Genomic DNA, 13,914 nt, shown 5'->3' with positions numbered 1-13,914 from the left:
AAGGCCTACAGGTCTCCGACGATGAGTTTCAAGCGCTCAATATCAAACCCGGTAAGTTTCATGGCGATTGGAACTATACGCTTCTTCCTCGCTCTTAATCGGTAACTTAATTCTTGCCCATGCCTAAACGCCCGAGCGCACCGCGAGCGGCCCGACCGCGGCCTTTCAGATTCATCCCTTCACGCCACAGGGCCGCGATGCGGTGGCGCGTGAAGTTAGGTGTCAGTCACAGTTGCTTCACTACGTTCCACCAAATTGCCACAAGGAAGAGGATACCTATGAAAAGAACACCTAGAAGGGAAACCGTCCACCAGTTTTCAGCGTCTTGTGGCCACTCGAATTCCTCATTTGCGGGAATGGCACTGTCGAGTTTAACGTCGTTTGCTTCTATAAGTCTACGAAGGCGTGTTTCACGCCACTCGAACTTTACTCGTGTGAGTCCTATTGCTAGGCCAGTAATCGGGACCAGCGTAAGTATCAAGGAGAGGAGCACTTGGGGTACATCCTTTATCATATCGTTCACAGTATCAGAGCCAATGATTACGACCATTCCACCTAACGCCGCGGCAACCCATATCGTAAGCTTCTGTCGCCGCTGATACTGATCAAGGCGGTCACGAAACGTGTCAGACCGACCAGCGCTCATATAGGAAGAACCTCTATCTATGCTTGAAACTGTTGAAGAATGAAGCACAGTGACCGAGAAAAGCGAAAGACTCATCATCTGTCAGGGGAGGATGTTGATACTTAATCCTGGCCATTGCGGCTATAGCTCCTAACTCAACGACAAGCTTGATAAAGCGAGGACTCAAATCATGTGGCCACTGTTTGAGGATGCGTTCTGCAGCCTCAATAAATGTTGGTGGCAACTCAGGGGGCCCACCGGCAAAGTCCTGCTGCGCACGCTGCTTGGCGGCGTTGACTCCCGCATCGATTAAGGTGCGATCAACATTATCCATTTTTTATCCCCTCTTCGTTCTTGTTTGCCTTACGACGAGACCCGCAACCACCTAACCATTGATTAACTTGTCATTTTGCCCTGATAATGCCATATTAGCCGGGTTTTCAGGCGGTTTTGCCCTGCACCTGTTATCCGCAGTCACTACAACCTCATAGGGGTCTGATATGCCTGATGTCACTCGAAGTCAACAACCAAAACTCTTGGACGAAGTCCGCACCGTCCTCCGGCTCCACCATTATTCTATTCATACCGAACACGTATATGTGAAGTGGATCGTCCGTTTTATCCGGTTTCACGCCATGCGCTCGCGCCAGGATCTGTTTCCTGCTGAACCGAAGATTGAGGCGTTTCTCACGGACCTCGCTGTGCACGGGAACGTCGCACCCGCAACGCAGAATCAAGCGATGAATGCCCTGCTGTTCCTCTATAAGCGGGTCCTCGACCAAGCGCCGCAAGGCAACATTGACGCCGTCCGCGCTCCCAGTAAGATCAACGTCCCCGTGGTCATGACCCGCGAGGAGGTTGCCGCCGTGCTCTCGCTCATGGATGGGACCGCTCAACTTGTTGCCAAGCTCCTGTATGGCAGCGGACTAAGAATCATCGAAGCGGTCCGACTCCGGGTCAAAGATATCGACTATCACATGAAACAACTGACCGTGCGCGCAGGCAAGGGGAATAAGGATCGGTTTACTACTTTTCCCGTGATCTTGGCTCCACTACTGCAAAACCACCTGGCTGGAGTCGAAACATTGCACCAACAAGATTTGGCGCGTGGCTATGGCGAGGTACATCTTCCACATGCATTAGCACGGAAGTATCCTGCTTTGGCCAAGGAGTGGGGGTGGCAATATGTCTTTCCTGCTCGTAGTCTCTCGGTTGACCCACGCTCTGGGGTCACACGTCGCCATCATGTAGACCCTAGTGTCATTAACAAGGCGATCAAGGTAGCGGTACACCGTGCCGGCCTTACAAAGCAAATTAGTGCTCATACTTTTCGTCATTCTTTCGCGACACATTTGCTGCACCGTGGCACGGATATTCGCACGATTCAGCAATTACTTGGCCACAACGACGTCGCGACCACTATGATCTATACGCACGTTCTTCAGCAGGGAGGCCAGGGGGTACCAAGCCCGTTAGATGATCTCAGCGTGTGATCTCCACGCCGTTCCAGTAAGACCAGGGCTGAGGAGTATTCCACTGGAAGGCGTGCGCAAAGTGTTGCCCTTGCTACGGAGGGAGTGGAAAGAAGGTCATACCGAGGCGTCGTTCTGGCGCCTCGGTATGACCTTGAACAAACAATTAGTTTGCTTGTTTTCGCAAGAAGGCGGGGGTGTCGTACTTATCTTCAGGATCTACGGTAGGAGGGGTGTTTGCCGGAGTAGATGCGCTCTCGGCTTGTCGTTTTCGCTGCCAAGTCGGGACATCAAGATCATCAACAATTGTTCCCATATGCACGACACGACGGCTACTAGGAACACTCGGTTGTTGACCACGGACGCCAACGCCGCCACGCAGCGCACTCAGTGAAGGTTTCCCTGCGGTTGGCGTTTGCAACACTGCTGCTTCGCCAAATCCGGTAGCAATTACGGTAATCCGCAATTCATCACCGAGCGACTCATCAATCACTGCGCCAAAGATAATGTTGGCTTCCTCGTCGGCCTCTTCTTGAATGAGCGTCGCAGCTTCATTCACTTCATGCAAGGTGAGGTCAGCACCACCAGTGATGTTGATCAGTACCCCTTTTGCCCCGCGGATGGAGATGTCTTCCAACAATGGGCTGGCAATTGCTCGTCGGGCTGCCTCTTCAGCACGGTTCTCGCCGTTAGCGAATGCAGCTCCCATAATCGCCATGCCCATTTCTGACATGATGGTACGCACATCGGCGAAGTCTAAGTTGATCAATCCATGAACCGTGATCAGATCAGAGATGCCGCGGACGGCTTGTAATAACACTTCGTCTGCTTTCCGGAAGGCTTCCAGCAAAGGCTGGCTACGACTGGCAACGGCAAGGAGGCGTTGATTGGGGATCGAAATCAGAGTGTCGACATTTGCCTTCAGCTCTCGTAGCCCCTCTTCTGCTTGGCGCATACGCTTCTTGCCTTCAAAGAGGAACGGTTTGGAGACCACACCTACAGTGAGTGCTCCCAACTCTTTCGCGATACGGGCAACAACTGGTGCGCCACCCGTTCCCGTTCCGCCACCCATACCACCAGTGACAAACACCATATCCGCACCGGTGAGGAGTGCGCGTATATCAGCTTCCGTTTCGATCGTCGCGCGGCGACCAATCTCGGGGTTCGCTCCGGCTCCTAACCCTTTCGTCAGTTCACCACCAAGTTGTACCTTGGTCGGAGCAAGATTCACTCGCAGAGCCTGCGCATCAGTATTCGCAACAATGAAATCAACACCCGAAAGCCCCGCGGTAATCATCGTGTTCACCGCATTGCCACCAGCACCGCCAACACCAACGATACGAATCTGGGCCTTATTGCCATTCTGCTCAACAAATTCGATCATCTCACACCTCCTCCTGTCGTTATGTGCCTTCCCGGTGGAAGGTCCAGTTACGATGTTAGAAAAAATCCCGAAACCATTCGGCAACTCGCTCGCGTACGCGCTGCCACCCATGCCCAGTCCCATTTCGGACTACGCCGTTACTCCGATGCTGCTGGAGTTCACGCAACACTAACCCTACCCCAGTGGCATACATTGGTCCGTTGACAGCATCGACAGTATTGCCAAGGAATCGTGGCTGGCCGCGCCGCACCGGCGAGCGAAACACCCGCTCGGCGAGCTCGGTCATTCCCTCCATGATCGCTCCCCCTCCAGTCAACACGACCCCAGCATTCAGTCTCCCTAACAAGCCGTTCTCCTCACACTGCTCTTTCACTAACGAGAAGATTTCCTCGGCACGTGGTTCGATAATTTCACTGAGTTTCCGCCGTGGCATCGGCGAAGGATCGCGCCCCCCCACCTTCGGCATCTCAATCATTTCACCGGGAGTTATCATATCTCCGAGTGCACAGCCATGCCGCTGCTTAATTTTTTCAGCCTCGGCTTCGGGAATTCGCAGGCCCACAGCAAGGTCTTTGGTCATGTTAGAACCACCAACGGGGAGCACCGCCGTATGGGTCACCGCCCCACGATGAAATACCACGATACTGGTCGTGCCACTGCCAATATCAATGAGCGCAACCCCAAGTTCTTTTTCTTCAGGCGTGACCACAGCTTCAGCCGCGGCAAGGCCACCAAAGTGAATGCTATTGACGTGGAGCCCAGATCGTTCGCAGCAGCGTGCCAGGCTTTCGAGGGCACTGCTTGCCACCGTCACAAGATGGACGTTGGCCTCAAGGCGAACCCCAGAGGTTCCCACTGGTTCATGTCCACGATCCTGCCCATCGACAAAGAACTCTTGCGGAACAACGTGAAGAATCTCGCACTCAGCCGGCAACGCGACCGTGCGCGCAACTTCAATCACGCGCGCGACATCTTCGGGAGAGACTTCCCGATCTTTGACGACGATCATCCCTTGACTCGTCACCCCGGCAATATGTGCACCAGAGATCGCCGCACAGACATTGTGAATCTCACTACTCGATCCCAGTTGCGCTTCTTCCACAGCCTTACGGATCGCTTGTACGGTTGCTTCGACATTAATGACTTGCCCCTTCCGAAGCCCCCCCTGGGATAACGCGGTCCCAACCCCTAACACTTCAATGCCTTCTGGCGTCGCTTCCGCCACAACCACAGCCGTCTTATAGGTGCCAACGTCAAGACTCACAATGAGAGAGTTTTCTTTCGCCATGATACTTCCTTTACAGCGGATTAACAGGAGTTACTGGATGTAATCCGCTCTCGTCAAGAAACGGGCGGACCACAACTTGATTGAGAAAGCGCGCATCGAGTAATGCCGGAGAAGCCTCCGCCGGCCATCGCGTCAACACGGTCGCTACTTGGGTAAACTTCTCCGGCCCGGTTTCCCACCCCAAACGGATGGCAAGATGGCGGCGAGCAAGAAAGACCGTGTATCCGATCTCGCGATCCCAGCGAATCTCTGACACCGGCTCAACCCAGAATTGCTTTGCCTGGGCGAGTAAGGAAACCGTTCCCGTTAAGGCAGCCTGTATTGCTGCGGTGTCCAGTTCTTCGCTTCGAAAGCCGGTGACATACGGTAGGTCAAGCTCTTTTCTCTGCGCTAACGCCTGAAATGACACCCCATCCTTATCGAGATAGGTCAGCGATGGAGACACAACGACCGCAATAGGATGTCGCGTTTGGACCTGAAGTACGACACGCTGAGGGAATTCACGTCGCACGTCAACATCGCGAATCCCTTGGTAGGTCAACAACCGAGAGCGGATTTCCTCTGGATCGACCGTCCACAGATTCATCCCCTGCTCAATGCCACTCCAGGAAATAATCTCTTCTTGTGAGAACAACGCCCCAGCGTCCAACTCGACATCAATCGTCGTGATCGCGAAATACGGATGCTGTTGAATATAGTGCGAGAGTACGCGCCATCCATGCGGCGCATAGACACTTACAGTGAGGAGCGTGAGCAAGGCCAGCACGTACCATCGTTTTTTCGTCGGCACCTTTGGCGTCGTACGTTGGTTCTCCCGCTTTCCCAACATTTTCCAGCGCTGGAGCAGTGTGGCAGGGAGCGACACGGTACTCACGACACACTCCTTTGGATATGTATGGTCGCCTGCTGCAAAATAGCCTCGACCAGATCCCCGTAATTCAATCCGACAGCCGCGGCAATCCGCGGGAGATAACTCAACGTGGTAAATCCTGGTAGCGTATTGACCTCAAGAAGGAACACTTCGCCTTGGTCATTGATTCGGGTATCGACGCGACTGTAGCCACGACAGCCCAGCGCGCGATGCGCCGTGAGGGCAACCTGGAGGACATGTTCATATAACGCGGGTGAGAGCGGTGCCGGTAAGATAAACTCTTCACGACCAGCCGTGTACTTCACTTCGTACGAGTGGAACTCGCCCTTGGCGATCACCTCCATGGCTCCAAGCGCCCGCTCACCGAGAATCCCGACAGTCACCTCTTTGCCTGGGATATAAGCTTCGACTAACGCTTGCGGATCATAACGAAAGGCGGTCGCTAAACTGATCGTCAATGTTTCTGCGGCACGTACGATGCTGACCCCGACACTAGACCCTTCGGTGGTCGGCTTCACGACAACAGGATACGGGAGGGTAAGGGCTTCGGGCTTTTCCTTGTCGATCACTTGCCAGGCTGGGGTCGGTAACCCGTAGGTTTGCCATACTCGTTTCGCCATTGGTTTATTCATGGCCAGAGCACTCGCAAGTACCCCAGAGCCCGTGTACGGTATGGCTACCAATTCCAGTACCGCTTGTACGGTTCCGTCTTCACCAAACTTGCCGTGTAGAGCGATAAAAGCCACATCAATGGTGCGAACCTGAGCAATCCATGCGCCGTCTGCATTCACCTCAATTGGTACCACCTGATATCCCCGCTCTCGTAATGCCTGACTGACACCGGCTCCGGTTAAACGGGAGATTTCTTGTTCGGCAGAAAGTCCGCCAAACAACACCCCCACTCGTTTGTCGCGCCATACAGTATTCATGTATTCATCTCTTAGTTACGAACCGTCGTCAATACGAATCTTCCCCTACCATTCCCCCACAAGTCGCACTTCTGGTTCCAACCATATATTGTTTTTTTCCCATACCGTTCGTTGTATTTGCTCCATGAGGACTCTGACATCAGCTGCAGTTGCTCCCCCAGTATTCACAATAAAGTTCGCATGCTGTTCAGAAATCTGCGCGCGACCATGTGAGTGCCCCTTGAGCCCAGCGGACTCAATGAGGCGACCAGCATAGGTTCCAGGCGGATTCTTAAAAATCGAGCCAGCATTGGGGTAACCATGCGGTTGGGTTTTTTGCCGTTTTTGTTGCGCCTTGCTCATCACGGCGGCAATTGCGTCCGCTTGTCCACGCAGTAGATGAAACTCGACTTCAGCTACGACAAATTGTGCTGGCAGTGCCGTCCTCCGGTACGCAAATCCAAGAGTTTCTCCCGCTAAACGCTCTCGCCGCCCATCACAGTGTACCCCAGTAATCGCCATTACCACTGCACTCAATTCGCCGCCAAAAGCACCAGCATTCATCAGCAACCCGCCACCCACAGTTCCAGGAATACCTTCAGCGAATTCAATGCCGCGATAGCCTTTACGTACGGCCTCACGGACAAATCTCCCCAGTGAATTTGCCGCCCCAACATGAACCGTCGCATCCTCAGCAGCTTCTTGCCATCGGACGTAAGTAAACCCTTCGCCCAGTTTCACCACGACACCACGCACCCCTTTGTCGCTCACCAAAATGTTGGTCCCCCCGCCAAGGAGAAATACCGGCACGGACGCTGCGTGTAACAACACGAGCAACGTCTGCAACTCCTCAAGCGTGTCAGGCTCGGCAAACGCATCTGCTGGTCCACCAATGCGGAACGAGGTGTGACGAGCAAGCGGCAACGAGAACCGCACCCGGTCATCCAGCAAACAAGTGAGGCGTTCGCACAACTCAGGCTGCACGCCCCCCTCCCTCTTGCAAGCGTGACAAAAGCCCCACGCCAGCACGATAGATATCACCCGCGCCGAGTGTCAGCACCACATCCCCAGGTTGCACAACGTCGATCAGGTTCGCCGCGAGTTCCTCCTTCTGTGGCAGAAAACGCACGTCGGCGTGGCCACGTTTTTTCAACGCGCGATACAGTGCCTCACCAGAGACGCCCTCGATACTTTCTTCTCCAGCAGCGTAGATCTCAGTCAGTAACAGTACATCAGCATCATCAAAGGCTGAGAGAAAATCATCGAATAAATCGCGGGTCCGCGAGTAGCGATGCGGCTGGAACAAGGCAATCAAGCGGCGGTCGCCTCCACGGGCGATCCCTTCGCGTGCCGCACGGAGCGTGGCACGCAGCTCTTCTGGGTGATGCGCGTAATCATCAACTACCATCACGCCAGCCTCTTCCCCTTTAACCTCAAAGCGGCGCTGAATTCCAGCAAACGCCGCAAGCGCCTCTTGGACTTGGGCGAAAGGAATACCTAATTCTCGCGCCACCGCCACAACCGCAAGCGCATTCAACGCGTAGTGTCGACCGGGGAGGTTCAAACGCAACGTTCCCAGACATTCCTGCCCATGCCACACTTCACAAGCAGTGGTGAGTCCGGTAACACGTAAGTCTCGCGCAGAAAACTCCGCATCCGGTACTAAACCGTATGTCACAAATCGTTTATGAACATGTGGGAGTAACGCACGAACATTGACGCTATCCAGACACAGCACGGCGCGTCCGTAAAACGGAATACGATTGATAAACGACAGATAGGCAGCTTTGGCTTTTTCCAGGTCACCATAAAAATCAAGATGCTCGGCATCGATATTGGTGACCACAACGATCGTCGGGCTGAGCAAGACAAACGTTCCATCGCTCTCATCCGCTTCCGCGACAAGAAAACGGCTTTGCCCTAAACGTGCATTGGCTCCGCCAAGCACATCGAGCTTCCCACCAATAACCATCGTTGGGTCCAGGTGCGCTTGCGCCAGCACCGCAGCAATCAAAGAGGTTGTCGTCGTCTTTCCGTGCGTCCCGGCGACGGCAATGCCATATTTGAGCCGCATTAACTCGGCCAACATCTCAGCACGTGGAATGACAGGGATCATCAATTCTCGCGCACGTACCACTTCGGGATTGGAAAACTTCACGGCTGAGGAAATAACAACGACATCGGTTTCCGGGGTGACATGTTCAGCACGATGTCCACCACTCCACACCTGGGCACCGTTGGCACTGAGTCGTCGCGTCGTTTCCGACTCTGCCAAGTCCGAGCCGCTCACGCGATATCCCAAGTTCAACAGCAATTCGGCAATCCCACTCATGCCAATACCACCAATACCAACGAAGTGAATCCAGCGGTTGGTGTCAAACAACACCTGCCCGTTGCCGTTCACAAACGGCGAATTTCTGTGCCGTCCTTTTGCTTTGAGGCTTTGCGCTTTGGGCTTTGGGTTCTGGGCTCCGAACTCCGCAGTCCGAACTTTTTTAGACTCTGGGCTTCGGACTTTCTTAGATTCCGGACTCCGCACTTTCTTCACTGCCATGCGACCTCCTGTTGCGCTCGCATCTCAGGAGGTAAGCACGCCACACATTCACGTACCACTGCAGCAGTTGCATCCGGTCGGCCAACGGTTGTTGCTGCATGTCCCATCGCCACCAACCGCGTCGGATCAGTAATCAAGGCACGAATCTCCTCGCACATCCGTTCAGGAGTCAGCTCAGCGTCGAGTACCATACGTGCGGCACCAGCGTGCACGAGGATTTCCGCATTGGCACATTGGTGATCATCAACCGCATACGGATAGGGAACCAAAATGGCGGGCTTCCCGAGCGATGTCAGCTCGGCAATAGTGGTTGCACCAGCACGACAGACGACGAGATCAGTAGCAAGATACATCTCTTGCATATTGTCGATAAAAGGAACGACTTCGGCAGGCAGGCCAAGCTGCGCATACGTCGCACTCACCTCAGCATGATCTGCTTTGCCGGTCTGATGCACGATGCGCATATTGCCGCGCGCTTGTCCTAAGAGCGCGAGCGCCTGGGGCATAGTGTGATTGAGTCGGCGTGCACCAGCGCTCCCACCAAAAATAAGTAGCGTTGGCTGCGTTTTCAGCGGGGCTGCAGGCGAGGTGCTCTCGGGTGCGTTGCTCAGTTTCCAGCGCACTGGGTTACCGGTACACACAGCTTTTCCCGCAGGAAACACCGCTGCCGTCTGAGGAAAGCCAACACACACTCTGGTCGCGAGTCGACCTAACCATTTGTTTGTCAGACCAGGAATCGCATTCGGTTCCAATAAGACACACGGAATACGGCGGAGCCATCCCACTACCACGGTCGGAGCAGACGCATAGCCACCAATGCTGAAAATCAGGTCTGGTGAAAAATCCCGCACTACCCGCCAAGCGACTCCCAGCGCACGAAAGGCTGCCCACAGCGAATGCAGCGTCCCGCGCCAATTACGACCACGTAATTGTTCAGCCGGAATAAATTGTAGCGCAAACCCCAAACGCGGGATCATGTCTTTTTCCATTCCATGCTGAGTACCGACAAACAACACTTCCGCCCCCACATCGCGTCGTGCAGCTTCAGCCACCGCAACGCCAGGGAATAGATGACCGCCAGTTCCTCCAGCGGCAAACAACATCCGCACCGCTCTAGGCATACGCGTGATTCTCCCGTAGCGCCTCACGCGAGAGGCTCAAGAGTATGCCTGCATAAATCAGTGCGGTGACTAACGCTGACCCTCCATAGCTAATAAACGGCAACGGCAACCCCTTTGTCGGCAAGAGTCCCAATACCACTCCCATATTTAAACCAGCCTGGCAGACCAACAGAAACGTACATCCAAAGGCTAGGAGGCGCCCAAACAGTTGTGGATGACGCATTGCGACACGTAACCCCCGTATCCCCAACAAGGCAAAAAGACAAATGATGATCCCAGCGCCCCACAATCCGGTTTCTTCACCAATCACCGCAAAGATAAAATCCGTATGCGCCTCTGGGAGATACAGGAGCTTCTGTCGACTTTCGCCCAGTCCGACACCGCTCACACCGCCAGCCCCAAAGGCAATCAGCGACTGGTTCAGTTGATACCCGATACCTTGATTGTGTTCGCTTGCGCCACCCAGCAGTCGCTTGACGAAGATGATAATCCGATCGAGTCGATAATTGGCGGTTATCGCAGCAACGACGAACAGGAGAATTCCTCCAGTCCATAACGCAAACAGATGCCGCAACCGCGCACCAGCGACAAAGAGCATGGCAAACAACACCAGGCTTATTGATACAGCTCCACCCAGGTCTGGTTCGAGGGCAATCAGCAAAGCGATCGCGCCAACAATCACAAGATGTGGGAGCACACCGTAGGTAAAACCTGCGATCCGCTCGGTTTTCTTTGCCAATGACGTCGCGAGGTAGAGAATGGCCGCGCCTTTGGCAAGCTCTGAAGGCTGAAAGTTAAGGGGACCGGCATGAATCCAGCGATGGACTTTGCCAGACGAAACTCCAGGAACAAAAACGATCACGAGGCCAACAAACGCGAACGCGAGGAGAGGATAGGTGACCCGGTGGTAGACGTGGGACGGAATGAACAGGGCAACCACAAGGCCGACACTCCCCAGCAGCAGAGCCAATTGGTGTTTCCAGAAGAAGCGATAGGGATCGTTGAAACGTTCGAACGCGTAGAAATACGACGTACTGAAGACCATGACTTCACCAATGAGGACAAGCCCAACCACAGCAAGCAACAGCCACGGGTCGAGCGGCCCGCGTTGCGTTGAGGATGTTGATGTCGTCGCTATACGTTGCGTTCGCAGCAATACTGTTGGTTGAACGAAGACCTCACCCGTCATAACGCCTCCACAGCCTCCCGAAAGACTTCCCCACGGTGAGCATAGTTACGAAACTGGTCAAAACTTGCACATGCAGGCGAAAGCAGCACGGTGTCTCCACCCTGGGCCACTTGCGCTGCGGCGCGGACTGCATCTACTAAAGTATCGACGACTAGGGTTTCTGTTGCATTCTCTAATGCAGAAGCAATCATCTCTCGTGCCGCACCAAAGAGAATGAGTTTTTTTACTTTGCTTTGCACCTGGTGTCGCAGCGGAGCATAGTCGCCACCTTTGTCGACACCACCAGCCAATAAAATCACCGGCCCGTCAAAGCTCGCTAAGGATTGCACGACGGCACCAACATTCGTTCCTTTAGAGTCATCGAAATAAGTAACGCCATGTTTGGTTGCCACCAGTTCCAGTCGATGCCGCAAGCCAGTAAGCCGCGCTAACGTTCGTTCAATCACGATGGGCGGAATTCCCCAGAGTGTGGCCGCTCCCACCGCAGCCATGACATTTTCCAGATTATGACGGCCATACAGACGGAGTGCCGCAAAGGAGATCCGTGTTTCTTGTCCTGCCACACTGACAACGATCGTTTTCTGTTCTCCGTCCACCCAGATCCCATGTTGAACAGGATCCCAACCAAACGAGAGCACTTGCCCTGGCAGTTCAGACAGAAATGGTTGCATCTCTGGGTCCTGGCGATTGATAATCGCCCAATCGGCGGGCTGCTGGTGGATAAAGAGCGCTCGCTTTGCCGTACCGTATGCGTGAAGCGTTCCGTGCCGGTCAAGATGATCTTCTGTCAGATTCAGCCAAATGCCAATGCGTGGGCGAAACTGCTCAACCCATTCCAGTTGGAAACTCGACACTTCTGCGACCACTGCATCATATTCTTGACTCACCGCATCCAGCAGGGGCGTACCAAGGTTGCCGCCAACAAACACGCGTTGGCCCTGTTCACGCAAACATTCTCCTAACAACGTCGTCGTCGTGCTTTTGCCGTTCGTGCCAGTCACAGCCAGGACTGGCGCGCGCAAAAAGCGAAATGCCAGTTCGATTTCACTCCACACCGGGATGCCGCGTTGCTGCGCTCTCACTAAAAGTGGGGAAGTACAGGGCACTCCGGGACTCGGCACGACCAGGTCTATCCCGTTCAGCAGGGTCTCATCTTCCGTGCCTAAGCGCACCTCAGGAGCAAGATCTGCAATCTGCATGAGTTCAGTATTGAGCTGAGCGGCGGTTTGCCGGTCGGTGATACGCACTCGCCCACCGCACTGAGCAATAAATCGCGCAGCGCTGACACCGGTGCGCTTCAAGCCAATAATAAGAACAGTCTTCCCGCCCAACTTCACGGGAGTTACCTCAACTTTAATGTGCTGAGTGCCGCAACGGCACAGATAACCGAGATGATCCAAAAGCGAACGATGATCTGTGGCTCAGGCCACCCCTTCAATTCAAAATGATGGTGAATCGGTGCCATGCGAAAGATGCGCTTACGCGTGAGTTTGTACGACGTAACCTGAGAGATCACTGAAACCGCTTCCACCACAAACACCCCACCAGCGACCACTAACACCAGTTCTTGTTTGCTAATCAACGCCACGACTCCCAGCGCTGCCCCGAGTGCAAGCGAACCGACGTCGCCCATAAACATCTGTGCAGGATAAGCGTTAAACCATAAGAAGCCCATTCCCGCGGCCACCAGTGCGCCACAAAAAACCGACATTTCTGCAGAGCCAGCAACGTACGGAACTTGCAAATACTCGGCAAACTTAATGTTCCCACTCACATAGGCGAAGAAACCGTAGGTTAACGCGGTGATCATCACCGGGCCAATAGCGAGGCCATCGAGCCCATCTGTGAGATTCACGGCATTCGACGCGCCAACCATCACCAAGACAGCAAATGGGATATAGAAGATACCGAGGTTCGGCTGCAGATCTTTGAAGAAAGGAACAGTTATCGTGCTGGTAAAACCCGGCATGTTCCAGAGGGCCAGTGCAGCAACAGTCGCAACAATGAACTGGCAAAGAAGTTTATAACGGCCAATCAACCCAGCGGAGCTACGGCGGCGGAGTTTGCGATAATCATCGACAAAGCCGATGCAACCGAACCCGAGTGTCGTCCCTAGTGCGAGCCAGACATAGGGGTTGGTCAGATCAGCTAAGAGCAATGTCGCTAAAGTCAACGAAAAAAGAATCAACGCGCCACCCATTGTTGGGGTACCAGCTTTACTGAAATGTCCAGCTGGGCCTTCTGGGCGAATGACTTGACCGACTTGCAGGGATTGCAGCCGTGCGATCAGCCAAGGACCAAGAATGAGAGACACAGTCAGTGACAGAAGCCAGGCAATAAGGGTACGGAACGTGATGTAGCGAAACACGTTGAACCCGGAGTACGTAGTATGCAGTGGATATAAGAGGGCGTACAACATCACCAGTTCCCCACATCTTCCCTTTCCGTCACAAACATCGATCCCCACCAATCACATCGGGCTTGCGAAAACCTGAAGTCCCC

Annotated in this window: 13 protein-coding genes; 1 reads left to right on the top strand and 12 read right to left on the bottom strand. The window is 54.1% G+C overall.

The window, feature by feature from the left end; all coding sequences use genetic code 11:
- Positions 1 to 226 precede the first annotated feature (226 nt).
- On the bottom strand, positions 227 to 646 hold the full coding sequence (locus FJ147_10590) for a hypothetical protein (protein MBM4256334.1): 420 nt from the start codon (positions 644 to 646) through the stop codon (positions 227 to 229).
- A gap of 13 nt (positions 647 to 659) precedes the next feature.
- On the bottom strand, positions 660 to 959 hold the full coding sequence (locus FJ147_10585; protein ID MBM4256333.1) for a hypothetical protein: 300 nt from the start codon (positions 957 to 959) through the stop codon (positions 660 to 662).
- Between the two features lie 166 nt (positions 960 to 1,125).
- Here FJ147_10585 and FJ147_10580 point away from each other — a divergent pair, with 166 nt between their 5' ends.
- Positions 1,126 to 2,118 (top strand): integron integrase, encoded by a 993-nt coding sequence (locus FJ147_10580; protein ID MBM4256332.1) that lies wholly within the window; start codon positions 1,126 to 1,128, stop codon positions 2,116 to 2,118.
- A 145-nt stretch (positions 2,119 to 2,263) separates the two neighbouring features.
- Here the strand turns inward: FJ147_10580 and ftsZ are convergent, their stop codons facing one another.
- From ftsZ to FJ147_10530, 10 genes are read right to left on the bottom strand one after another with little or no spacing between them, the layout of a single operon-like run.
- A complete protein-coding gene (gene ftsZ / locus FJ147_10575) occupies positions 2,264 to 3,481 on the bottom strand; it encodes a cell division protein FtsZ (GenBank protein ID MBM4256331.1) in 1,218 nt (405 codons plus the stop codon).
- A 55-nt stretch (positions 3,482 to 3,536) separates the two neighbouring features.
- Complete coding sequence (gene ftsA, locus FJ147_10570) at positions 3,537 to 4,772, bottom strand: cell division protein FtsA (protein MBM4256330.1); 1,236 nt, start codon at positions 4,770 to 4,772, stop codon at positions 3,537 to 3,539.
- 7 nt (positions 4,773 to 4,779) lie between these two features.
- Positions 4,780 to 5,643 carry an FtsQ-type POTRA domain-containing protein gene (locus tag FJ147_10565; GenBank protein ID MBM4256329.1) on the bottom strand — a complete coding sequence of 288 codons (864 nt, stop codon included), beginning with the start codon at positions 5,641 to 5,643 and terminating at the stop codon, positions 4,780 to 4,782.
- On the bottom strand, positions 5,640 to 6,569 hold the full coding sequence (locus tag FJ147_10560; GenBank protein MBM4256328.1) for a D-alanine--D-alanine ligase: 930 nt from the start codon (positions 6,567 to 6,569) through the stop codon (positions 5,640 to 5,642). Before FJ147_10560 ends, FJ147_10565 begins: the two co-directional genes overlap by 4 nt.
- 45 nt (positions 6,570 to 6,614) lie before the next feature.
- Complete coding sequence (gene murB / locus FJ147_10555; protein MBM4256327.1) at positions 6,615 to 7,589, bottom strand: UDP-N-acetylmuramate dehydrogenase; 975 nt, start codon at positions 7,587 to 7,589, stop codon at positions 6,615 to 6,617.
- Complete coding sequence (locus FJ147_10550; protein MBM4256326.1) at positions 7,522 to 9,102, bottom strand: UDP-N-acetylmuramate--L-alanine ligase; 1,581 nt, start codon at positions 9,100 to 9,102, stop codon at positions 7,522 to 7,524. Before FJ147_10550 ends, murB begins: the two co-directional genes overlap by 68 nt.
- On the bottom strand, positions 9,093 to 10,223 hold the full coding sequence (gene murG, locus FJ147_10545; protein ID MBM4256325.1) for an undecaprenyldiphospho-muramoylpentapeptide beta-N-acetylglucosaminyltransferase: 1,131 nt from the start codon (positions 10,221 to 10,223) through the stop codon (positions 9,093 to 9,095). Before murG ends, FJ147_10550 begins: the two co-directional genes overlap by 10 nt.
- Positions 10,216 to 11,412: a putative lipid II flippase FtsW gene (gene ftsW / locus FJ147_10540; protein MBM4256324.1), complete on the bottom strand. Its 1,197-nt coding sequence runs from the start codon at positions 11,410 to 11,412 to the stop codon at positions 10,216 to 10,218. The genes murG and ftsW overlap by 8 nt, the downstream gene beginning before the upstream one ends.
- The gene (gene murD, locus FJ147_10535) at positions 11,409 to 12,812 is read right to left on the bottom strand and encodes a UDP-N-acetylmuramoyl-L-alanine--D-glutamate ligase (protein ID MBM4256323.1); all 1,404 of its coding nucleotides are present in this window, start codon (positions 12,810 to 12,812) and stop codon (positions 11,409 to 11,411) included. The genes ftsW and murD overlap by 4 nt, the downstream gene beginning before the upstream one ends.
- Entirely contained in the window at positions 12,755 to 13,831 is a 1,077-nt protein-coding gene (locus FJ147_10530; protein ID MBM4256322.1) for a phospho-N-acetylmuramoyl-pentapeptide-transferase, read from the bottom strand. The genes murD and FJ147_10530 overlap by 58 nt, the downstream gene beginning before the upstream one ends.
- Between the last annotated feature and the right edge of the window lie 83 nt (positions 13,832 to 13,914).

It is taken from the genome of Deltaproteobacteria bacterium (assembly GCA_016874775.1).
Classification (GTDB): Bacteria; Desulfobacterota; Binatia; order Bin18; family Bin18; genus VGTJ01.
Note: the sequence above shows the minus strand (reverse complement) of the source record. Positions and strands in the feature narration are given on the sequence as shown.